The organism is Yinghuangia sp. ASG 101, assembly GCF_021165735.1.
Taxonomy (GTDB): domain Bacteria; phylum Actinomycetota; class Actinomycetes; order Streptomycetales; family Streptomycetaceae; genus Yinghuangia.
In genome coordinates this window covers 2,522,883-2,545,679 of record NZ_CP088911.1, presented here as the reverse complement: position 1 = coordinate 2,545,679, position 22,797 = coordinate 2,522,883, and the positions used below count along the sequence as shown (strand labels likewise).

Below are 22,797 nucleotides of genomic sequence, written 5' to 3'. Positions count from 1 at the left end.
GCCCGCTGCCCGCTGCCCGCTGCCCGCTGCCCGCTGCCCGCTGCCCGCTGCCCGCTGCCCGCTGCCCGCTGCCCTCGCGACATTGTACTGACCGCCATCTCCCCGGGTTCGGCATACGGCCAGTTCCTCCTGCCGGTCCTGGCGCGCGGTGTCCGTTGGGATGGTAGTCCGAAAGCGCGGTTGGCCGGGACGTCCGCGGTATCGCCGGAGAAGGTGGATCACAGGGGCGGAAACCTCGCAACAGACAGCGCTCGGGGGGCTACGGTTTTGACCAGCTATCGAGCGGCCATGCCGTTCAGATTGGCGGGAGAGTGAGAAACGATGTAGGGCTTCCACTCTCTCTTGGCCAAAACCAGGCGAAACGCGCTGCGGGCGGACTGCGCCAATATTCCTCGAAGTGGAACGGAGCCGGATGAACACACAGCAAGCGCCCTGAGGCGTAGAGCGGTTCGTGGTTATTGCAACGGGTGCAGAGCAGCCCCCGCACAAGAGTCGAATCGTGATCGTGGTCAATGACCTGCGGCGGACGATCACACATTGCGCATCGTCTGCCCTGAAATGCATAGAGTGTCCACCAGACGAACCAGCGAGGAACGCGCCCCGGTTCAGGCCAGTTCGCAGGCAGCGGCCCGCGGTGGGGCCGAGGGACCTGGGGAGGCCACCACCACGCATCCGAAAAGCAGCGATGCTTTCGCGGTACTTCCTCGGGTAGCAAAAGCGGAACCGACTCGTCCCACGCCGCCTGTCGCGGTCGACAGTGGCGGCAATTCCGTTCGTCAGTCGCGCACTTGGGATCCCATGTGTGGAAAACCCCGAATACGTCACTTCTCGCGTACAGCCCCGCGCCGTAGACACGCTTGGGCTCTACCAGTCGCAAACGGCAAGGGTCGATGTGCCCGCCGTCGGGTTGTCTGCCCCAGCGGGGTGGAACGGGCAGCCCGCGTAGGGCAAGAACTTCCACATCTGATGCAGTCATCGGATGATCCGGCCCCCGAGGTGCGTTCACGGCGCCATGGTACGACCGCAGTCTTCCAGCGAGGGGCGTTCTGGCAAATGCGCCATTGAACGTACCCGTTGACTACGGATGATACGGGCAAACGGCAGTTCGCCGGTGCGTCATCGATCAAGGCGAGGGGCGATCATCATCTTGCCGCCCGACGACGGCCAGGCCCGGTGATGCCGGAGGCACGATGGTGCCATTGATCGCAGACGGTACCGGCGGGATTCGGTAGCGATGGTGCGAACTTCCTGACCCCCGCAGCGCGCGACCGACGAGCACAACACCGTGTGGGCGCCCGCAGACTTCCTTGGCCAAGGCAAGATGGCGTCATGGGCGAGCTGGGAACTGCGTTGATCGCCGCCGGAGCGGCATTGATGGGCGGGACGATCACCGGCTGGTTCGCACACAGAGCGGGCCGCCAACAAGCCGCCGCCGCACGTCACGCCGGCGACCGGCAAGCCGACGCGTTGCTGGAGTCCGTCCGGATTCAGGCCGAGGCCACTTTGGCGGCAGTGCGCCTGCAACTGGACGATGGGCGGGACGCACAGGCTTACATGCAACGACGTCGGTGCTACGGACAGTTCATCGAGGCGGTGGATGCATGGGGCGCCGACATTGCTTCGCCCGGCACTGCGGGAGGAGACCGCCGGGAAGCGGAACGGGCGTTCGGCGCCGTGGCCTTCGAGGGCCCTGCCGAAGTGACGGAAAGGGCGCGGGAAATCATGCGGTTCCTACGCTCGGGCAGCAGTGACTTCACACGCTTCGACGACGCCAAAGCCCAGTTCATGGAGGCCGCCCACCGATCGCTGGAGTCCCGTGGAGCCTCGAATTAGGCAGTGCTGAGTCGCGGAACTCGGGGGGACCCAACAGTGCACCACTGCACCTGATCGACCCGGCAGCGCAGGAGCTGAACTACCAGACGTCCTGCACTGACGCCTATACGCGCCCTGCCGGCAAGAGCTGTGACGAATACCCGTTCCAAGACTACCGACGAAGGAGCCTGGACCGGACAAGGCCCCGGAAGGACCTTCCCACGGTCTTCGATCCCGCAGCTTCCCACCGAGGTCACCAGACCGGGCCTCGGAGCTGCCAGTCGTCCTCGACATGCCGGGCAAGATCGCGGACTTTCCTCCGCGCCGCCGACCTGGAGCTTATCGAGCGCGCCACCCTCGACCAAGGCATGATCGTACGGCGCGGCCAGGGCTACACCTTGCGCAACACCGCCGTGCCCGCGGTCCACCGCCAGTTCCTCGACCACTGCCAGCCTCTCGACCGCACCGCGGCAGTCCCCGCACAACCGAGTCAGCCATATCCACCCGATTTTCGGCGAGTACTACGGCGACCCCGAGACGGGCGTTCGTGCTCGCCGCGACTCCGCCGGCGGCCGTGATCTCCTCGGGATGAGCGACGACCGCCCTCGAAAGGCCGACTACCAGGCGGGCGCCACACGGAGCCGTCTCGGTCCGCCTCTCCCGGTACGAGACCCTCGTCGTGGGTCCTGTCGGTGCCATGGACGCGACGGGACCGACGGTCGGTTGACGCCCGCTCGGCAACAACGGTTGGGATTTTCTTGACAACGTTAATGAGAACGTTTTAATTTCGAGCGGTGAGCGCAAAGGAAGATCTGGTCCTGGCTGCGGAGCGGTTGTTTGCGTTGCAGGGCGTGGAAGGCGTCCCGCTTCGGCAGGTCGGGGAGGAAGCCGGGCAGCGCAACGTTGCGGCGGTGCAGTACCACTTCGGCGGCAGGGACGGCCTCATCCAGGCGATTTTCGATTTCCGGCTGGCGCGAATCAACGTGCACCGGTGGGCAATGCTGGCAGATGTCCGCGAAGCGGGTCTGTTGCGCGATGTCCGTGCCCTGATGGAGGTCTTGGTGTGGCCGCTGGCGGAGCAGGCGGCCGTTCCGGGAAGCCACTACGTCCGGTTCCTGAACCGGATGTGTGACTACGAGGGCAGGACCGTCGTGCCTTTGTCCTATGTCGGCCTCAACTCCGGCATCGAGGTCGGCGAACTCCTCTCCGAGGCCGTGGGCCGCGACAACGAGCCGGATTTCGTACCGCGGAACGAACTCGCCGGGCGGCTGATCCTCTCAGGCATGGCCGCGCTCGAACAGCGGCTCGCGGCGCACAACTGGTCCATGGCGGACGGTTCGCCGGACTACGAGGGATACGCGGACGGGATTGTGGACGCCGTGGTGGCGATGCTTACCGCGCCGGTACTGCGGCGCACCCGCGCACGCCGCTGACGACGCCGACACACTCCCGACCCGAGCGCCCGCGGACGGGAACAGCCGCCGGCCGCGCGTGAGCCCGTCACCCACACGCCCCCGGATCGCCTCGCCGCTTTGTCCCGTCGGCGAAGGGGCGCCTGGGCAGTCCCCGAGCCAGGGCCCCCACCAACAACGCCCGGCCCCGAACACGCCTCGCAGTCTTCTGCAACGCCCAGGGCACGTAGGGGACCGAAGCCCTTGACTCCATTAATCGCTCTGTTTTAATGTCGAGTCGTGTGAGCGTGAGACAAGTCCTCGGTTGATTTGGGAACGATGTTCGTGTCGTGTGGTGTGAATGCAGTCCCGCTTCGGCGGGTCGGCGTGGCTGCCGGGGAAAACAACGTCGCGACGGCTCAATAGAAGTTCCGAGACAGGAACCGCCTCTTGGCTGTCGTGCGCTTTTCTCCAGGAGCCACGCGAAAAACCGCCAAGTCGCCGAACCTCGCGGTGTCGCCCCTCGAACAGTGGCGTGGGCGCGGCCGAACACAAGCGATCGCAGGGCTATGAGCGAACCGTCCCATGCCCGCGAATTTCATTCGACAGCGAAAGGTGCCTCATGAGCGAACAGCGGCGTCCACGTCACACGTTGGCCCCGTCTGCCGAGGAGACTTGGCGTCCGGACGTCGCGCGGCCACGCGACGGCGCACCTGATGTCCTGGTCATTGTGCTGGACGACCTCGGTTTTGCTCAGATCGGCTCTTTCGGGTCGGATATCGCGACGCCGCATATGGACCGCCTGGCCGCAGGGGGGCTGCGTTACAACAGGTTTCATGTCACGGCGCTGTGTTCGCCGACGCGGGCGAGTCTGCTGACCGGGCGGAATCACCACGCGGTGGGTGTCGGTTATCTGGTGGACATACCGATCGCGTACCGGGGTTACAACGCGCGGCTGCCGAAATCGGCGGCGACTCTGCCCCGTGTGCTGAAGGACGCCGGGTATTCGACGATGGCGGTCGGGAAGTGGCATCTGACGCCGCGTTGGGAGCGGTCGGCGTCGGGCCCGTTCGACCGGTGGCCGCTGGGCGTCGGGTTCGAGCGGTTCTACGGGTTCCTCCAGGGTGACGCGAACCACTGGGCGCCGGAACTGGTGTGCGACAACCACTACGTCGAGGCGCCGGCCGGTCCGGAGGACGGCTACCACCTGAGCGAGGACCTGGCCGACACGGCGATACGGATGATCGTCGACCAGAAGCAGGCCACGCCCGACAAGCCGTATTTCATGTACCTGCCGTTCGGGGCGATGCACTCCCCGCACCACGTGGCGCCGGAATGGGTGGAGCCGTATCGGGGCCGTTTCGACCGGGGCTGGGAGCGGTGGCGCGAGGAGACGTTCGCGCGGCAGGTCGCCGCCGGTGTCGTGCCCGCCGACACCGAGTTGTCGGAACGGCCGCCGTGGATTCAGGACTGGGACACGCTCGACGCCGACGACCGGCGGATGTTCGCGCGCATGCAGGAGGTGTACGCGGGCTTCCTCACCCACACCGACGCGCAGATCGGCCGCGTACTCGACTTCCTGGAGCGCACCGGACGGCTCGACAACACCTTGGTGCTGCTGATGTCCGACAACGGTGCGAGCGCGGAGGGCGGCCAACTCGGCACCCTGAACGAGCACCGGTTCTCCTCGCGCATGGGTGACAGCACCGCGCGGAACCTCGCCGAACTGGAGAACTGGGGAGGCCCGGAGACCTACCCCCACTACGCGTGGGGCTGGGCGTGGGCGGGCAACACGCCGCTGCGGCTGTGGAAGCGCTACACGTGGCTGGGCGGGACGCGGGCGCCGCTGATCGCGCACTGGCCGGACGGGATCGCCGCGCGCGGCGAGATCCGCAGCCAGATCGCGCACGCCGTGGACCTGATGCCGACGATCCTCGACGTCTGCGGTGTGCCCGCACCGGAGGTTGTCGACGGCGTGCCCCAGCAGGAGGTCGACGGCCGCTCGCTGACCGCGACGTTCGACGACCCGGACGCCCCGGCCCCGCGTGAGACGCAGTACTTCGAGATGCTCGGCTCGCGCTCGATCATCCACGGCGACTGGAAGGCGACGACCGACCACGTGCCGCGCGGCGTCGTCGACGAGGAGGAACTCCTCCTGGGCAGCAGGGACTTCGCGGCCGACCACTGGTCGCTGTTCCGTATCGCCGACGACTTCGCCGAAGCCCGCGACCTCGCCGACGAACACCCTGATGTGGTGGACGAGTTGGAGGACCTGTGGTTCGCGGAGGCCCGCCGCAACCACGTGCTGCCGCTCAATGACACCGTGCAAGACCGTGCGGCGTCGCTGATCCGCCCGGTGTACGGCTTCCCCACCCGCGCCACCTACCTGCCGGGCAGCACCCCTGTCCACGACGAGTCGCTGCCGCGGATGCAGGGCGGGTTCACGCTCACCGCGGACGTCGACGTCCCCGACGACGGAGGCGACGGAGTGCTGGCCGCATTCGGCGACCTGAACGGAGGCTTCGTCCTGCGTGTCGCGGACGGCCGCCTCAGCTTCACCTGCTCCAGGGCCGGCGACATCGACCGGGTGACCGCGGATCAACCCCTCGCGCCAGGGCGCCGCACGGTCGGCGTGCGCTACCGCCCGAGCGCTGCCGGCGCGGGTTCCCCGGGCACGCTCAGCCTCATCGACGACGGGAAGGAGACCGCCTCGGCGCCCATGGGCGGAGCGTGGCCGGTGAGCTTCCAGCACGGCGGCACACGCCTGAGCGTCGGGTACGACCGCGGACTGCCCGTCGACAAGGACTACCGGCCGCCGCACCCGTGGAACGGCGTCCTGCACGACGTTGTCCTCGACGCGGCCCCCGTCCCGGAACCCGACCTGGAATCGGAAATGCGCGCCGCCCTGCACAGCGACTGACCGGCCCGTGTGACCACCGTCGCCTGTGGGCGTCGGACATCGGAACCCCACCTCCGGAAAGTGGAACCCGCCATGCCCGCACACCCCTCCAGACGCCGAGCGGCCGTTCTCCTGGCCGCGGCGACCGCGCTTGTCGTCACCGGGTGCACGGGACGCGGCACACCTCATGCCGCTGCCTCGCCGTGCTGCCCGGTCGGCCCCTGTCCTGCCCGAGAAGGCGATGCCGCCGCTGCTGTCGGTCGGCGTGGCGGCGGTCATCGTCGTGGCCGTCGTCCCGGCGGCTGTCGGATGAGCGGAGAACGACCACCACTGTCACTGTCCGTGCCCACACACCGACCCATGTCTTCAGGAGACTTCGTGAGAATGCGCCGTTTGCCGCTGCTGCTCGTCCTCGCCGGGACTCTGGCCGCTTCGACGTCCGGTCCGGCCCTTGCGGACACCCGGGGCCGTTCAGGCATCACCGCGGTCTCCGTGACCCGGGCGGAGTCGTTGGGCACGTTCGGCGGCGTCGCCTACGAGCGGCTGGCCGGAACCGTGTCCGGCGTGGTGGCGAAGGGCGAGCCGGTGGCGGGGCTGCGCTCGGTCGCCGGCGCCGACGGGACCTTCCGCTATACCTCCGGCTTCGAGCTGATTCGCCCGGTGCGGCCGAGCGTGCGCGGTGACGTGGTGGTGGAGGCGGAGAACCGGGGGACGCCGGTGATGCTCGGCAACCTCAACACGTTCAGAGTGCCGGGCGGCGCGCCGCAGGACGTGTCGTACCCGTCCGGGCTGGGCTCGGGCTTCCTGTTCGACGACGGGCGGTCCTACGCCCGCGTGCAGTGGCAGACCGGCATCTCCTCCGGGGTTCCCGCCACCGCCCAGGGCGTCGGACAGGTGATCATGCGTGATTTCGGCCGGCTCCTGCGCGACGGACGGATCGGCAAGACCCGCTCCGATCTCGGCACTTACCGGCACCGGCTGCTGATCGGGTGGAGCCAGGCCGCCTGGTTCGTCACCGGCTTCGTCGCCGAAGGCTTCAACAACGCCGACGGACGGGTCTTCCACGGAGCCCTCGCCCTGGACGCCGCGGGCAACCAACTGGCCGTCAACGCCGCAGCCGACCACGGACCCCAGACGCCCTACGTCAGGCCGAACGGGGTGCCGCTGACTCCCCGGCAGGTGCTCCGACGGCCGAAGACCGACCCGGTGTTCGTGGACGTCGCCGCCTACACCGACTACTACCGGCTGCGCGCCGACATCTCCCGCCAGGGTCGGGCTGTCGACGGCTACCACCGCTACGACTGGCCCGCCGCCCACGCCCCGATGCCCAACGCCGCGGCGGGGGCATTCGTCTTCGGCCAGTTCGGCTGCAACAACGGCCGGCCGATCCCGCTCAACCCGATCGACAGCCAACCCTACGCACGGGCCCTCCTCGTCGCCCTCGAACACCACATCGGCGTCCACGGGCACCGGGCACCCATGCCCGCCGAGCAATTGTTCGCCACCGGGGCACAGCCGACCGATGCGTCCCTGCTCAACGGACTGCCCGGCCGGAACGTCTCGGTGCCCCGCGTCGACGACGACGGCTTCCCGACCGGCGGAGTACGTTTCCCCGCAGCCGAGTTGCCCCTCGGCGCACCCGAACCCCCCGTGCTGTCCCCGGTGTCCACGCAGGACATCAACGCGGTATGCGGCAACTTCGGCGGCTGGCGCCCCTACACCGCCGACGTACTCCGGCAGCGCTACGGCTCACTCGACCGATACCTGGCTGCGTACGACGCCGCGATCACCCGACTCGTGCGACAACGGTTCCTCCTCGACACCGACCGCCAGACGCTGCTGACTGAAGCCACCACCACCTGGACCCAAGCCCCGGCCCACCCCTGAGCACTCCGGCCAACCACCGCAGAGAACGCGTCCTGAACACCCACGCCACCGGCGACCGCCCCCTCGACAGGTAGGAACACTCGCATGACCTGGCTGGAACAACTGGCCGTCCTGGGGGCCGGCGTCGCCGCCGGCGGTATCAACACCGTCGTCGGGTCGGGCACGCTCATCACGTTCCCGGTGCTCCTCGCCTTCGGCTACGCACCGGTGACCGCGAACGTCTCGAACACCATCGGCCTGGTCCCGGGTTCGCTCAGCGGTGCCATCGGATACCGCCGCGAACTGGCCGGGCAGCGCAGCCGGTTGATACGTCTCGGCATCGCCTCGGTGCTCGGCGGGATCACCGGGGCGATCCTGCTGCTGACGCTCCCCGAGGGCGCGTTCAAGGCTGTCGTGCCGGTCCTCATCATCGCCGCCCTGGTCCTCGTGATCGTCCAGCCGCGCTTGTCCCGTCGGCTCAAGGAGCGCCAGGACGCGGCGCCGCCGGCGCACGGGGGGCCGCTGCTCGCGGCAGCGGTGTACGCCACCGGCATCTACGGGGGCTACTTCGGCGCGGCCCAAGGCGTGCTCCTGCTCGGGCTGATGGGGGTGTTCCTGCACGAGGACATCCAGCGGCTCAACGGCGTCAAGAACGTCCTGGCGATGCTGGTGAACGGCGTCTCCGCGCTCATCTTCATCGTCGTCGCCGACGTCGCCTGGCTGGTCGTGACACTCATCGCCGTGGGTTCGATCATCGGAGGGCAGATCGGCGCCAAGATCGGACGCAAGCTGCCACCGAACGCCCTGCGCGCAGTCATCGTCGTCGTCGGCATCATCGCCGTCGTCCGACTGCTGGCCTCCTGAACCGACCAGCCCGGGGTGCCCCGCCGACCCCTTTTGCGCCGCCGTCGGGGTCTGCCGGGGTTTGCGGGCAGCGGGGGTGATCCGCTGTCACGCGGCGGGGTGGTCGCGGTGCGGCCGGGCCGCCGGGCCTGGTCTGGCGATGACCTCGGTGGGAGTCAGCGCGGTATGCCCCTGCTCGCAGGTGACGGCTACCCGCACGGGGGCTCCGCACTGCTCGTGCCGAAGGTCGAGAACCGGCCCTTGATCCTCACCCATGTGGGCTTCGCCCCACTGCTTCAGTGCCACGAGGACCGGCCACAGGTCCCAGCCCTTGCGGGTCACCCGGTACTCGTCGCGGGAGCGGCTGCCGGGCTCCCGGTACGGCACGGCCTTCAGGATTCCGGCGGCGGTCAGTTTCCGCAGGCGGTCGCTGAGGACCGCCTCCGACAGGCCGATGTGGCGGCGGAACGCGTCGAAGCGGCGGACCCCGTTGCAGGCGTCACGCAGGATCAGCAGCGTCCACTTCTCCCCGACCACGTCGAGGGTGAGCTGGACCGGGCAGTTCTCGGTGCTCGTCTCAAGCCACTCCATCCCGGCATCGTAGAAGCCTGACTTCGCGATTGACAGCCAGATGAGCCCCCGGCTAGCTTCAACGTTCGAAGTCAGATCGGGAGGAGCAAGGCCGTGGGACGCACACGTACGTACGAGTGGGGCGACCCCGCACGCACGGCAGCCGCCGTGGGGCGCTCCTCCGGCTTGGACTTCCTGCGCGAATTGCAGGCCGGCCGACTGCCCGGCGCGCCCGTCGGCGCGACCGTCGGCTTCAGCCTCGACGAGGTGGAGAAAGGGCGCGTGGTGTTCTCCCTGATCCCGGGAGAAGAGCACTACAACCCCATCGGCAGCGTGCACGGCGGGATCTACGCGACCCTGCTCGACTCGGCGGCCGGCTGCGCCGTCCAGTCGACGCTGCCCCAAGGCGTGGCGTACACCTCACTCGACCTGACGGTGAAGTTCCTGCGGCGGGTCACCGTGGACACCGGCAGAGTCCGCGCCGTCGGCACCGTCGTGAGCAGCGGGCGTCAAACAGCCCTCGCGCAAGCCCAGTTGGTCGATGCGACGGATCGTGTGCTCGCCCACGCCACCAGCACTTGCATGCTGTTTCCGCTGCCTGATTCCTGACCGGACGCTGATGCGTGTCTGCCTGCTTCGGAACGTGCCCGCGTTTCGTTGTCGACCTGGGGAGCGCGGAAGCGTGCCGGGCGACCGCTGCCGATCCGCGCTCGGCTATGCGACGGCGATGGGCGCTTCGAGGAATTCCAGTGCCTTGGCCACGAATTCGTCGTGGTATTGGAAGATCCCTCCGTGTCCGGCATCCCGGTAGAGAGGGACGAGTTCACTGTGGGGCAGGCGTGCGGCCAGGTCGAGGGGGTTTTGGCTGGGCACCATGCGGTCGCTTTCGCCGTTGGCGACCAACGCGGGCTGGCGGATGTTGGACAGGTCGGCCGGGTCCTGGAGGCCCCAGCGTTTGATGGCCTGGAGTTGGGCGCGGAAGGCCGGCAGCGAGATCGCTTTGTCTCGGTTGTCCGTGCGTTCTTTCAGCCGTGCCAGGAAGGCGTGTCCGGCCTGTCGGCCGCCCTCGGTGTCGGTGAAGAAGAGGTACTGCTTGGGGTCCTTGCGGGTCAGGGCGCCCTTGAGTGTGGCCCGCAGTGTCAGCGGTGTGACCTTGTCGATGCCCTGGCCGCCGGCGGGGCCGGTGCCCGCGAGGATGATCTTGCGGACCAGGCGCGGTTCCTGGGCGGCGATGACCTGGGCGATGAAGCCGCCCATCGACAGGCCGAGCAGGTCGACCCGGTCGAGGCCGAGGGCGCGGATGAACAGCACCGTGTCGCGGGCCATGTCCTCGACGGTGCGTGGTGTGGTGCCGCCGGAGGCGCCGACGCCGCGGTTGTCGAAGGCGATGACGCGGCGTTGTTGGGCGATGCCGTCGACGACGCGCGGGTCCCAGTTGTCCAGGACCGCGGCCAGGTGGTTCAGCAGGACCAGCGGTACGCCGCCCTCGGGGCCGAGCTGCCGGTAGGCGAAGTCCACGCCGTCGACAGACACCGAGCGGGTCGGCGTGTCCTTGTACGACGACAGGGGTGTTCCTGGTGTGTTCATGGCCGGGACTCTCTCGGATCGGTGGTTCGTGCTCTGTGTGGTGGTCCTCAGGTGGGGCGGGGTCAGGTCATGGTGACGACGACCTTGCCGGCCTTCGCGCGGCCCTTTTCGACGTACTCCAGTGCCTCCCGGGCCTCGTCGAACGGGAAGACCCGGTCGACGACGGGGCGGATCGCGCCGGCGTCGACGAGGGCGGTGAGTTCGCGCAGTTGTCGTCCGCTGGCCTTCATGAAGAGGAACGAATAGGTCACCCCGAGACGGCGTGCGCGGCGCCGGGTGCGGAAGCTCAGCGCGGCCATCACCAGGCGGAGCAGCGGATTGGCTCCCAACTCCCGGGCGAACGCCGCGTCGGGAGGTCCCGCGACGCTGACGACCGTCCCGCCGCGTTTGAGTACGCGCAGCGACTTGGCGAGGGTTTCGCCGCCGAGGCTGTCCACGACGACGTCGTAGTCGTGGAGGACGGTCGCGAAGTCCTGCTTCTTGTAGTCGACGACGACGTCCGCGCCCAGTCCTTTGACCAGATCGACGTTGGCTGTGCCGGCGGTGGTGGCCACGTGCGCGCCCAGGTGTTTCGCGAGTTGGATGGCGACGGTGCCCAGCCCGCCGGAACCCGCGTGGATGAGGACCTTCTGGCCGGGCTGCACGTGCGCGCGTTCGACCAGGGCCTGCCACGCGGTGAGGGCGACCAGGGGGAGGCACGCGGCTTCCTCCATGGTCAGCGCGGCGGGTTTGGGTGCCAGGTCGTCCTGGTGGACCGCGATGAATTCGGCGAATGTGCCGATGCGGTCCTTGTCGGGCCGGGCGTAGACCTCGTCGCCCACCGCGAACCGGGTGACGGCCGCGCCCACCTCGACGACCTCCCCGGCCAGGTCGTTGCCAAGGATGAACGGGACCTTGTACGGCAGGATCAGCTTGAACTCCCCGTCCCGGATCTTGGTGTCGAGCGGGTTGACGCCCGCCGCGTGGATCCGGACCAGGACGTCGTCCGCACTCACCTGCGGGGCAGGCGCCTCACGAACGCGCACGTCGGCCTCGCTGCCGTAGCGCTCGACCATCAAGGCCCTCATCGTCTTCTCCGTTTCGCGTCCTCTGGCCGGACGGGGATTCCTGTCCATCGAAGGCTCCGCAGTAGTGGTTGTTCAGGGATGGCGTCGGCTTCGTGTGCCCTCGGCGTCACGCCACCGGTACGGCCGGGAGGGTGATGCGGTCGGCGCTGCCTCCGCGGACGGTGTCCCGGACCCCGGCGATCGCCTCGTGCGGAAACCCGAGGCGCACCGCGCTGACGTCGGACAGGCGCGTGAACTGCTCGGCGGTCAGCCGGACGTCCAAGGCACCGAGGTAGTCGTCGAGTTGGGCGAGATTGCGCGGGCCGATGATCGGGACGAGCGGGGTCGATGCACGGTCGGCGCGTTCGCGGACCCAGGCGACCGCCACTTGGGCCGGGGTGGCGCCGGTCTCCTCGGCTATGGCCAGGACGGTGTCGACGACGGCGGTCTTCTGGTCGGTGTCCTCGGTGTGGATGACCGCCTTCAGGTCGGTCAGCCGGCCCTCGTCGGAACGGCGGTACTTCCCGGTGAGGAGCCCGCCGCCGAGCGGTGACCACAACGCGGCGCCGAGACCGAGGGCCTCGGCCATCGGCAGCAGTTCGCGGTCCGCGGTGCGTTCGACGAGGCTGTACTCGACCTGGATGCCCGCGACCGGCGCCCAGCCTTTCAGGTCCGCGAGGATGGCGGCCCGGGACACCCGCCAGGCGGGGAAGTTGGACAGTGCGACGTGGAGGATCTTGCCGGAGCTCACCAGGTCGTCGAGCCCGCGCAGGATCTCCTCGATGGGAGTGAGGTCGTCGGGAAAATGGACCCAGTACAGGTCGACGTAGTCGGTGCCGAGGTGCTTCAGGCTTGCCTCCAACGAGGCGACCATGTTCTTGCGGCTGTTGCCCGTCCGGGAGACGCCGGACTGCGGTGAAGCGCCGTTGGTGAACTTGGTGGCCAGGACGAAGTGGTCCCGGTCGGCGGCGACGAACTTCCCCACCAGTTCCTCCGATTCGCCGAACTGGTAGTTGTCCGCCGTGTCGACGAAAGTCCCGCCGGCTTCGGCGAACCGGTCGAACATGCGGCGCGCCTCGTCCGGTTCCGCGCCGGCGCCCCAGCCCGTACCGAAGTTCCCGGTCCCGAGGGCGTATTCGGACACGCGCAGTCCGGTCTGGCGTCCGAAGGTCGTGTAGCGCATCAGGTCTCCTTGAGTGCTGTGGGTGCGTGCGGGATCGGGCAGGCAGGTCTCTCACGCCGCGTTCGGCGCGGCGGTCAGGCTCTGCTTGACGTGTCGCGTGATGTCGTCGGCGAGGATTTCGGCCCGGCCCTGCGCGATGCCGTCCAGGGCTTGCGCGGCAACGTCGGCGGGGTCGGCCTTCTGCTCGGCAGGGACGCGGGCGGCCATGTCGGTGGCCATGTAGCCGACGTGCAGCGCCGACACGGCGATGCCGCGGGGCGCCAGCTCCTCACGGGCCGCGTTGGTCAGCGCCCACGCGGCGGCCTTGGCCGCCGCGTACGCCCCGAGGCCGCCCGGGTGCAGCCAGGACAGCACCGACAAGACGTTCAGCACCGCGCCGCCGCCGTTGCCCTCGACGACCGGGGCGAAAGCCCGCGTCACCGCGAGCGGCCCGAAGAAGTTCGTCTCCATCTCCAGCCGCACCGCCTCCGGGTCCCCGGAGAGCAGCGGGGTGCCGGTGGAGATCCCGGCGTTGTTCACCAGCAACGTCGCATCCGACGCGATGCGGGCCGCGGCCCGGATCGACGCCTCGTCGGTCACGTCCAACGCGAGCGGAACGACACCTGGCAAGTCCACGCTCTCCGGGCGGCGCGCAGCCGCGTACACCTTCGCCCCACGCTGCACGAGTTGCTCGGCCAGATGCCTGCCCAGCCCCCGGTTCGCCCCGGTGACCACCGCGACCGCGTCCTTCAGTTCCACGTCTGCTCCCGGTGTTGCGGGGCCCGACCACCCGGGCCACCAATAGATTATGAACAACATCTAAGATGAGCCTACGATAGATGCCGATCGACATCCAAATGGGAGGTGCCCGATGGGGCGCGTATCGCAGGCGCAGGCGCGGGAGAACCGCAACCGGGTCGTGGAGACCACCTCCCGCCTGATCCGGGAGCAGGGGACGCACGTCAGCGTCGCCGACCTGATGAAGGCCTCCGGCCTGACCCACGGCGGCTTCTACAAGCAGTTCGCCTCCAAGGAAGCGCTCATCGACGAGGCCACCGCCCACGCGTTCCGCACAGTCGCCGCCCGCTACGCCGCGGCGTTCGAACAGCACGCCGGACAACCCGACACGGTCCGCCAGGCGTTCGTCGACGCGTACCTGTCCGCCGAGCACCGCGACAACGCGGCCGACGGCTGCCCCGCCGCCGGCCTCGCCGCCGACATGACACGTGAGAACGGCGGTCACGAGGCCCGCCGCGTCTACGCCGAGGGCATCCGCGACTACGCCGACTGGCTCGCCACCGACGAACACGACGGCCTCGTCCCACTGTGCACGATGCTCGGCGCACTCCTCCTCTCGCGCGCCACCGCGGGCTCCCCCCTGTCCGACGAGATCCTCGCCGCCGCCCGCGCGACATTGTCGGAAGGCAGCTGATCCGCCGGGACACAGACCCGCACGCAGCCGTCAACCAGCCGGCACCCGCCATGTCTGCCTTCACGGCAACATTCGGCAACCGATGCCCCGGAGTTCTCGCTTGGCGGCAGCCTTTGCCGACGAGTTCCGACCTGAGGAAGACGGGGCCATGAACGTCAACCCGATCCTTCCGGGCTTCTACCCGGACCCCTCGATCTGCCGAGCCGGAGACGCGTACTACCTCGCCGCGTCCAGCTTCGAGTACTTCCCCGGCGTCCCGATCTTCCGCAGCACCGACCTGATCCGCTGGGAACAGGTCGGCAACGCCCTCGACCGCGCGACGCAACTGAAGGTGGTCCGCGGCCTGGAGGCGGGCAGCGCGGGGGTGTACGCCCCCACCCTGCGGTACCGGGACGGGACGTTCTGGCTGGTGACCACCAACGTCGTCGACCGCGCCGACGGGCACCTCATCGTGCACTCCACCGATCCCGCCCAGGGCTGGAGCGACCCGGTGTACACGAAGGGCGCGCACGGCATCGACCCCGACCTCGCCTGGGACGAGGCCGGCACCTGCTTCCTCACCTGGCCCGACGCGCACCGCATCATGCAGGCGGCGGTCGATCCCCTGACCGGACAACTGCTGTCGGAACCGCGCCTGCTGTGGACCGGTACCGGCCTGGCCTACTCCGAGGCGCCCCACCTGTACTCCCGGAACGGGTGGTGGTACCTCGTCATCGCCGAGGGCGGTACCGAGCGCGGCCACGCCGTGTCGGTGGCACGTTCCCGGTCGATCACCGGACCGTTCGACCCCCACCCGGCGAACCCCGTTTTCAGTCACCGCAGCACCGGCCACCCGGTGCAGAACACCGGCCACGCGGACCTGGTCGAACTACCCGACGGCCGCTGGGCGATGGTCTACCTCGGCGTCCGGCCGCGCGGCAGCAGCCCGAGGTTCCACGTCAACGGCCGCGAGACCTTCCTCGCCGGCGTCGAGTGGGCCGACGACTGGCCGGTCGTCGTCGAGGACGCCTTCGACGTACCGCCCCAACCGACTTCGTTCACCGACGACTTCACTGGCCCGCGCCTGCACCCGCGCTGGGTGTCCCCCGGCACCGACCCGCACACATTCGTACGGCACCCGAACCCCGACGAACACCCCGGCATCACCCTCGCCGCGGGCCGCCCGCCCGAAGCCCGTGAAACCCGGCACCTGCTCGCGGTCCGCACCCGCGACGCCGCGTGGCAGGCCGAGGCGACCGCCCCGGTCGGCGACGCGGCCCTGGTGGTGCAGATCGACGACGCGCACTGGGCGGCCGTCGAGCGACAGGGCAACGTCCTGACCGCACGCGCCGTCGTCGGCCCGTTCGACCAGAAACTCGCCTCCCACACCGGAATCTCCCCGGACGACCCGCTCGCCATCCGCGCCGTGGACACCTCCGGACGCCTCAGCCTCCACAACGGCCCCGACCGCCTCGAACTCGGGTACCTCGACGCCGGACGTTTCCACGCCCTCGCGAGCATCGACGGCCGATACCTGTCCACAGAGGTCGCCGGCGGCTACACCGGCCGCGTCGTCGGCGTCGAAGCCCTCGGAACCGACGCGACACTCACGCGATTCACCTACCGCCCGCTCCCCACACCGTCCCGCGAACCCGCCGCCTGACGAACAACGCGGCCGGTTTCGGAATGCGGTTCCCCGACGGGATCGGGCCCGAGCACCCACGACCCACCACCGCGTGCCCCGCCGCTCAACCGGCTGCTCCTACTCGACCCGAACACAATGCGGCGCGCCGACCATTTGCGGTACGCCGAGCAGTACATGGAGGGTTTCATGAACAAGTCCGCCTCGGACCCGGTCGCGACCACGAAATCCGGCGTCGTCCGCGGCTCCCAGGCGCCGGGAGAGGGCGCGGTGTTCGCCGGAATCCCCTTCGCCGCGCCGCCGATCGGCACCCTGCGGTTCCGCCCGCCCCAGCCGCCCTCACCGTGGCCGAGTACGCGTGACGCGACGCAATTCGCGCCCGCACCGCCGCAGAACCGGGTGATGCCGCCGCCGGGCAGCGGCCAGGCCGGGACACCCGGCACCGCGGCCGGCACCGAACGCGGCGCGGCCCTGCTCGCGGCCGCTCGGCAGATGGCGGAGGTTTCGTCCGAGGACTGCCTGTACTTGAACGTCTGGACGCCGTCCGTCCAGGGCCGGGCTCCGGTGCTCGTGTGGGTCTACGGCGGCGGCTTCGAGACCGGCTCGGCCTCCCCGCCGAAATTCGACGGAGCCGCGGTCTCCCGCCTGCTCGGCGCCGTGGTCGTCGCCGCGAACTACCGCCTGGGCGCCCTCGGCTGGCTGATGCCGTCCGGGACGGACGCCGCACACTGGGCCCACAGCGCCAATCTCGGCCTCCAAGACCAGGCCGCGGCCCTGCGGTGGGTCCGCGACAACATCGCGGCCTTCGGCGGGAATCCCGACAACATCACCGTCGCGGGCGCCTCCGCCGGCGCCTTCTCCGTCGGCGCCCTGCTCGCCCTGGCGGGCGCGTCGGGTACCTTCCACAAAGCGGCCCTGCAAAGCGGCAGCACCGCACGGGTCACCCCCGCCAAGACCGCCACCGCCGTCACCCGCGACCTCATGTCCACCCTCGGGGTCGACAGCATGGCGGCCCTGCAACACGTACCCTTGGACCAACTCCTCGACGCACAACGCCAGGTTGTCGACAACGACCTCGGCACGCGATGGCTCCCCGGCGGACGCGGCTGGGGCGTGGTACTCGACGGACAGGTGCTCACCCGGCACCCCCACTACGCCGTCGCCGACGGCTGCGCCGCCGGCATTCCCCTCCTGGTCGGAGCCAACCGGGACGAGTTCCGGATGTTCGCCGCCCTGAGCGGGGACACCTACCGGCCAAGCCACGAAGCACAGTTGCGCGACGAGATGACCAACGCCGGCGTGCGCCGACCGTCCGAACTCGTCGAGGCGTACCGCGCACGACTGCACGACGGCTCGGCGGTCCTGCCGGAGCCCTGGGACGAACTGCACGAGCTTCGCACGCTGTTCCTGACCGACGCCATCTACCGCGCCCCCGCGACCCGGCTGGCCGACGCCCAAGCCCGCGCCGGCGGACGCGCCTACAGCTACCTTTTCACCGGCGAACCCTTCGGCCCCAAAGGCGGCGCACACCACAGCGCGGACGGCTTCTACCTTCTCGACAAGCTCGGCGCGCTGGGCATCGACACCCCCGAACAGCGGGCCGTACGCCACGCCTACGTCGGGGCATGGGCGAAATTCGTGGCCGACGGCGACCCGGGCTGGCCGACGCACGACCCGAAGGCGGCGAAGCCTACGCGAGCAATCGGCACCGACGCCGCGCCCGTCGACGAACTCCCCGCGGATGTAGCGGAGTTCTGGCACGAAGCAACGTGGGAATGAGCGTGTTTCGCCGTGACGGACACTGTCGTGTGGTGGTCCCGCTGCCGAAGCGGTTTCGCAATCCGGCGCATCTGCGGTCACCAGGGCCTGCTGGGCGGCGGTGGTCTGTTCGACGTCGCGTGCGTCTGGTACACGGTGACGCAAACGGACCGTCAGGCCGTCGTCTTTCGTCGTCACGCCTCAGTGGAAGCTGCGGCGTGCGCGGCACGTAGAGCAGCGGCACCTGCAGCTATGCGGGCTTTGCCTCGGTGCGGGGTCGGGCGGCGTGGACGGCGTCGGTGACGGTGGTGTGCATGTGGTCGGGGCCGAGCGTGGTGCCGAGGGGGTGGCGCGCAAGGCTGTGCGCGATGGCGGGGTGGACGCGGGCCAGGCGTAGGCCGATGTTGTGGTGGGCGAGTTCGGTGCGGATCTCGTCGAGGGTGTCGAGGACGGGGATGCCGAGGCGGTAGCTGGAGACGAGGTTCAGGACGACGGTGTGTGGGGCGGGGTCGGTGTGCGCGGCCTGGTTGCGGACGGCGTCTTTGAGGCGGTCGGCGTTGCCGAAGAACAGTTGCCCGTCGGGGCGGATGACCAGGACACGGGCGGGTGGGCGGGCGCCGGGTTGGTCCTCGATGTCGCCGTATGCGGCGGTGTCGGGGATGCGTCCGAGGACGGCGATGCGCGGGCGTGAGGCGTAACCGATGAACATGATCAGCGACAGCCCGGCGGCGATGAGCAGGCCGGGCAGCAGGTCGAACAGCAGGACGCCGACCAGGGCGGTGGCGGCGATGGCGAAGTTGGGTTTGTCGAGACGCCAGTAGCGGCGCATCTCGCCGACCTTGAGGAAGCTGCGGACGGCGACGATGACGATGGCGCCGAGAACGGGTTCGGGCAGGTCGGTGAACAGCGGGGTGAGGAACGCCCCGGTCGCCAGCACGAACGCGGCGGCGATGACGGAGACCATCTGGCCGGCACCGCCGGAGGCTTCCGCGGCTGCGGAGCGGGACGCGCTGCCGGAGACGGCGAAGCCCTTGAAGAGCCCCGCGGCGACGTTGGCCGCGCCCATCGCGGTCATCTCGCGGTTGGCGTCCACGGTGTCGCCGTGGTCGCGGGCGAACCGCCCGGCGATGGAGTAGCTCTCCGCGAAGACGACCAGTGCGAGTCCGAACGCGCCGGCGGTCAGCGCGAGCCAGTCGTCCGCGGGGATGTCCGGCCAACCGGGCACCGGGACGGCGGAGGGGATCTTCCCGACGGTTTGCACACCGTGGTCGTCGAGGGAGAACGCGGCCGAGACCGCGATGCCCGCGGCCAGGACGACCAGCGACGCGGGCAGGCGCGGCAGCCACTGCTCCAGTGCGAACAGGGCGGCGAGCGCCGCGGCGCCGACGGCGATCGTCGCGGGGTGCCAGTCGTCGGTGTGCGCGAGCAGATGCCAGGCGCGTTCGAAGAAGTTCCCGTCCCCGCCCGCGACGCCGAGGATCTTCGCGGCCTGGCGCACGATGATGGTCAGCGCCATGCCGAACAGGAAACCGACCAGGGCGGGTTCGGACAGGAACGCGGCGAGGAACCCCAGCCGCGCGATGCCGGCGACGACCAGCACCGCTCCGGCGATCATCGCGAGCGCCGCGGACAGCGCGACCGCGTCGTTCGGGTCGGTGGACACCTCCGTGACGGTTGACGCGGACAGCACCGCGGCGGCGGAGGTGGCGCCGACGATGAGGAACCGCGACGTGCCCAGCAGCGCGTAGGCGAGCAAGGCCACCGGCGCGGCGTAGAAGGCGTTCTGCGGCGGCACGCCGGCGATCTGGGCATAGGCCACGCACTCGGGGACGATCAGCGCCCACGCGGTCAACGCGCCGACGGTGTCCTTGCCCAGGCGCTGCGGGCGGTAGCCGGGCAGCCAGGCCAGGACAGGCCACGCCCGGCGGCACGCTCGCTGGGACTGCTTCGCGTGCGGCGGCGCCGGGTTGCTCATGCGGCCAGCCCACCGACGGCGTCGCCGAGGAGTTTGGTTCCCAGTACGAGGAACAGGACGGCCATGATCGCGGCATTGTGGTGCGCCATGGAGGTCTTCCAGCCGTCCAGGACACCGGCCGCCCTGGTGCCGCCGATCAGGTAGACCGCGAGCGGAACGACGGTGCACAAGGACGCAATGGCGACGAACACCGTGGCGGCCGCGACGCGCTCGCCGGTGGTCGATGCCGCCCCGGCGATGGACACGCCGGCGGCGAGGACCAGCGCGAGGTTCTTGGGGTTGACCACGGCGAGGAGGAACGCGAGAGCCGCGGACTTGGCCGGGCTGAAGGTGTCGACGGTCTTCATCCAGCCGGGGAGCCCGGGTTCGGCCCCGTCGCGCGGCCGCGAGCGCCACTGCTTGAGCGCGAGCAGGAGGAACAGGACCGCGACGACGAGTTTGACCCACCACGTCCAGGTGGCGGGCTGCCCGCCGTCGTCCGCTCCGCCGCCCGCGCCGACCGCGACAAGCGCGGCGACGGCCCCGCTCAGCGCGAGGATCCACCCGGCGGTGAAGGCCGTGCCGTTCGCGCGTCCTCGCGGTGTGGCGAGCATCAGGACGATCGCGATCAACGGGATCGGGCTGATCGCCACACCCACCGCGGGACTGAGGACTTGACCGATGGCATCGCCCACGGGTGCCTCCTGTGAAGGGCCGGTGAACCGTCCGGCCGCGTTGTCGGTCGGCTGCGTCGCGAGTCCCCGGACGACATGGTCCGGGGGCGGCGTGGGGGGCGGCGCGGCGGTTTACGGGGTGACGATGGGGAAGTTCGGGTCGGGCTGGTCGAGCAGCCCCAGGAGACAGCCGAGCGCGTTGGCGTCGCCGCGGGTGGTGATGCCGTCGGTGCCCTTGCCGGCGAGCAGGGCGAACAGGGCCGGGCGGGGGAGGGTGAGGGTGGCGTCCGGCGTGCCGGTGGTGCGGTCGGTGCGACGTTGGTGTGTCAGGGCGCCGTTGGACAGCACCATGCGGTGTTTGTCGCCGCTGTCGGTGAAGTCCCAGTCCAGCGTCAGGGCGGTGTCCCAGGCTTTGGGGCCGTCGACGCGGATGGCGAGCGAGTCGAAGACCTGTTCGTTCGACAGCCCTGCGGCCATGCCCCCGGCGATGCTGGTGGGGGTCGGTGCGATGCCGTCGCGCAGTTCCATGGCACCGGTCAGGTAGAAGTTGCGCCAGGTGCCGCACTCCGCGCCGAAGCCGAGCTTCTCCAGCACCTCCGCCAGCGCCTGCTTGGCGGCGGTGTGGCCGGGATCGGCGAAGACCGCGTGGTCCAACAGGGTTGCGGCGAACCGCAGGTCCCCGTCGGCCGCGTACCGGTTCGCCTTGTCGACGACCGCGTCGACGCCGCCCATGCAGTCGACGTAACGCCGCGCCTCGGCGGCCGGGGGGTGTGGCCACAGGCGGGCGGGGTTGCCGTCGAACCAGCCCATGTACCGCTGGTAGATCGCCTTCACGTTGTGCGAGACCGACCCGTAGTAGCCACGGGTGTGCCACTTCGCGGCCAGCGAGGGCGGCGCCTCGATCAGCTCGGCGATCTCCGTGCCGGTGTGGCCCTGGTTCAGCAGCCGCAGCGTCTGGTCGTGCAGGTACGCGTACAGATCCCGCTGCTCGTGCAGGAACGCCACGATGTTGTCCCGGCCCCAGGTCGGCCAGTGGTGCGAGGCGAACGCGACGTCGGTGTCGTCGGCGAACAGTTCCACTGCCTCGGCCAGGTACCGCGCCCACACCCGCGCGTCGCGGACCACCGCGCCGCGCAGCGTCAGGATGTTGTGCAGGTTGTGGGTCGCGTTCTCCGCCAGACACAGGGCGCGCCGGTCGGGGAAGTGGAAGTTCATCTCCGCGGGCGCCTCGGTCCCGGGCGTCATCTGGAACACGATCCGCACGCCGTCGATGACTTCTTCCTGGCCGGTGCGGGTGATGTCGCGGTTCGGGGGGATCAGGCCGATCGTGCCTGACGAGGCGGTCTGCCCCAGGCCGGTGCCGATCATCCCGGTCGCGTCCTTCGGCAGCAGGACGCCTGTGTGGTAGACGCCGCGGCGGCCCATCGCGATGCCGGCGTACACGTTCTCCGACACCGCGTGCTCCAGGAACCCCGCAGGTGCGAGGATCGGGACGCCCTGGGGGTTGTCCGCCGGGATGATCCCGGCCGCGCCGCCGAAGTGGTCGACGTGGGAGTGGGTGTAAATCAACCCGGTGACCGGCCGTTCCCCGCGGGTCTCCCGGTACAGGGCGAGCGCCGCGGCGGCGGTCTCCGCGGACACCAGCGGGTCGATCACGACCACGCCGGTCTCGCCTTCGACCAGGGTCATGTTCGACAGGTCCAGTCCGCGGATCTGGTAGATGCCCTCGGTCACCTCGAACAGGCCCTGACGGGCGCACAACTGCGACTGCCGCCACAACGACGGGTTCGCTGTGTCCGGACACGGCCCGTCCAGGAACGCGAACACGTCGTTGTCCCACACCACCCGCCCGTCCCCGGCCTGCACGATCCCGGGCGTCAGCGAAGCGACCCGCCCCCGGTCCGCGTTCTCGAAGTCGGTCCGGTCTTCAAATGAAAGATCCACCATGAGGGCAAGAAATCCCCGAAAGCGGTCAAAAGGAAACGGTCGCGTCGCAAATGCGCTGGCCGCAGAGGAAGCGACCTCACGGCTGCTGCGTCAGATCAACGCTGAGCTGTCGCTGGAACTGCAACAGGCCCGCGGGCTGCCTACGAGCGGTCGGTGACACCGCTGCGACGGCGCAACTGACGACGGCTCCGAAGACCACCAGGACAGCCGAAACGCATCTACACCGCTCGCCGCA

General features: G+C 69.7%; 19 protein-coding genes. 10 read left to right on the top strand and 9 right to left on the bottom strand.

What is annotated here, in order from left to right:
- Window positions 1-295: 295 nt before the first annotated feature.
- Window positions 296-976 carry an endonuclease domain-containing protein gene (locus LO772_RS35765; protein WP_269453230.1) on the bottom strand — a complete coding sequence of 227 codons (681 nt, stop codon included), beginning with the start codon at window positions 974-976 and terminating at the stop codon, window positions 296-298.
- 353 nt (window positions 977-1,329) lie between these two features.
- Between LO772_RS35765 and LO772_RS10485 the strand changes: the two genes are divergently transcribed.
- From LO772_RS10485 to LO772_RS10465, 6 genes are all read left to right on the top strand, one after another.
- On the top strand, window positions 1,330-1,833 hold the full coding sequence (locus LO772_RS10485; protein WP_231778131.1) for a hypothetical protein: 504 nt from the start codon (window positions 1,330-1,332) through the stop codon (window positions 1,831-1,833).
- 773 nt (window positions 1,834-2,606) lie between these two features.
- Window positions 2,607-3,245 (top strand): TetR/AcrR family transcriptional regulator, encoded by a 639-nt coding sequence (locus LO772_RS10480; protein WP_231778130.1) that lies wholly within the window; start codon window positions 2,607-2,609, stop codon window positions 3,243-3,245.
- A 319-nt stretch (window positions 3,246-3,564) separates the two neighbouring features.
- Complete coding sequence (locus LO772_RS10475; RefSeq protein ID WP_443089387.1) at window positions 3,565-6,123, top strand: arylsulfatase; 2,559 nt, start codon at window positions 3,565-3,567, stop codon at window positions 6,121-6,123.
- Between the two features lie 166 nt (window positions 6,124-6,289).
- Window positions 6,290-6,415 (top strand): hypothetical protein, encoded by a 126-nt coding sequence (locus tag LO772_RS35760; protein ID WP_269453183.1) that lies wholly within the window; start codon window positions 6,290-6,292, stop codon window positions 6,413-6,415.
- A 71-nt stretch (window positions 6,416-6,486) separates the two neighbouring features.
- Complete coding sequence (locus LO772_RS10470) at window positions 6,487-7,989, top strand: alpha/beta hydrolase domain-containing protein (RefSeq protein ID WP_231778128.1); 1,503 nt, start codon at window positions 6,487-6,489, stop codon at window positions 7,987-7,989.
- A gap of 84 nt (window positions 7,990-8,073) precedes the next feature.
- Entirely contained in the window at window positions 8,074-8,832 is a 759-nt protein-coding gene (locus LO772_RS10465) for a sulfite exporter TauE/SafE family protein (protein ID WP_231778127.1), read from the top strand.
- An 87-nt stretch (window positions 8,833-8,919) separates the two neighbouring features.
- Here the strand turns inward: LO772_RS10465 and LO772_RS10460 are convergent, their stop codons facing one another.
- Window positions 8,920-9,402, bottom strand: a complete 483-nt coding sequence (locus LO772_RS10460; RefSeq protein WP_231778126.1) for a winged helix-turn-helix transcriptional regulator — start codon at window positions 9,400-9,402, stop codon at window positions 8,920-8,922.
- A gap of 93 nt (window positions 9,403-9,495) precedes the next feature.
- Here LO772_RS10460 and LO772_RS10455 point away from each other — a divergent pair, with 93 nt between their 5' ends.
- Window positions 9,496-9,990, top strand: coding sequence for a PaaI family thioesterase (locus LO772_RS10455; RefSeq protein ID WP_231778125.1), 495 nt, complete (start codon window positions 9,496-9,498; stop codon window positions 9,988-9,990).
- Between the two features lie 105 nt (window positions 9,991-10,095).
- Here the strand turns inward: LO772_RS10455 and LO772_RS10450 are convergent, their stop codons facing one another.
- The 4 genes from LO772_RS10450 to LO772_RS10435 form a co-directional block, all read right to left on the bottom strand.
- Window positions 10,096-10,968 carry an alpha/beta fold hydrolase gene (locus LO772_RS10450; RefSeq protein ID WP_231778124.1) on the bottom strand — a complete coding sequence of 291 codons (873 nt, stop codon included), beginning with the start codon at window positions 10,966-10,968 and terminating at the stop codon, window positions 10,096-10,098.
- A 62-nt stretch (window positions 10,969-11,030) separates the two neighbouring features.
- Window positions 11,031-12,035 carry an NADP-dependent oxidoreductase gene (locus LO772_RS10445; RefSeq protein ID WP_231778123.1) on the bottom strand — a complete coding sequence of 335 codons (1,005 nt, stop codon included), beginning with the start codon at window positions 12,033-12,035 and terminating at the stop codon, window positions 11,031-11,033.
- 106 nt (window positions 12,036-12,141) lie between these two features.
- Window positions 12,142-13,197 carry an aldo/keto reductase gene (locus LO772_RS10440; RefSeq protein WP_231778122.1) on the bottom strand — a complete coding sequence of 352 codons (1,056 nt, stop codon included), beginning with the start codon at window positions 13,195-13,197 and terminating at the stop codon, window positions 12,142-12,144.
- 51 nt (window positions 13,198-13,248) lie between these two features.
- Entirely contained in the window at window positions 13,249-13,935 is a 687-nt protein-coding gene (locus LO772_RS10435) for an SDR family oxidoreductase (RefSeq protein WP_231778121.1), read from the bottom strand.
- 112 nt (window positions 13,936-14,047) lie between these two features.
- On the opposite strand from LO772_RS10435, the gene LO772_RS10430 reads away from it, so the two are divergent.
- The 3 genes from LO772_RS10430 (at window position 14,048) to LO772_RS10420 (ending at window position 18,008) form a co-directional block, all read left to right on the top strand.
- Window positions 14,048-14,608 (top strand): TetR/AcrR family transcriptional regulator, encoded by a 561-nt coding sequence (locus LO772_RS10430; RefSeq protein ID WP_231778120.1) that lies wholly within the window; start codon window positions 14,048-14,050, stop codon window positions 14,606-14,608.
- A 148-nt stretch (window positions 14,609-14,756) separates the two neighbouring features.
- Window positions 14,757-16,250 (top strand): glycoside hydrolase family 43 protein, encoded by a 1,494-nt coding sequence (locus tag LO772_RS10425; protein ID WP_231778119.1) that lies wholly within the window; start codon window positions 14,757-14,759, stop codon window positions 16,248-16,250.
- A 168-nt stretch (window positions 16,251-16,418) separates the two neighbouring features.
- Window positions 16,419-18,008 (top strand): carboxylesterase/lipase family protein, encoded by a 1,590-nt coding sequence (locus tag LO772_RS10420; RefSeq protein ID WP_231778118.1) that lies wholly within the window; start codon window positions 16,419-16,421, stop codon window positions 18,006-18,008.
- A 229-nt stretch (window positions 18,009-18,237) separates the two neighbouring features.
- On the opposite strand, the gene LO772_RS10415 is transcribed toward LO772_RS10420, so the two are convergent.
- From LO772_RS10415 to LO772_RS10405, 3 genes are all read right to left on the bottom strand, one after another.
- On the bottom strand, window positions 18,238-19,962 hold the full coding sequence (locus tag LO772_RS10415) for a SulP family inorganic anion transporter (RefSeq protein ID WP_231778117.1): 1,725 nt from the start codon (window positions 19,960-19,962) through the stop codon (window positions 18,238-18,240).
- Entirely contained in the window at window positions 19,959-20,636 is a 678-nt protein-coding gene (locus tag LO772_RS10410) for a GAP family protein (RefSeq protein WP_231778116.1), read from the bottom strand. The genes LO772_RS10415 and LO772_RS10410 overlap by 4 nt, the downstream gene beginning before the upstream one ends.
- A 111-nt stretch (window positions 20,637-20,747) precedes the next feature.
- Window positions 20,748-22,562, bottom strand: a complete 1,815-nt coding sequence (locus tag LO772_RS10405; RefSeq protein ID WP_231778115.1) for an alkyl/aryl-sulfatase — start codon at window positions 22,560-22,562, stop codon at window positions 20,748-20,750.
- Window positions 22,563-22,797: the final 235 nt, after the last annotated feature.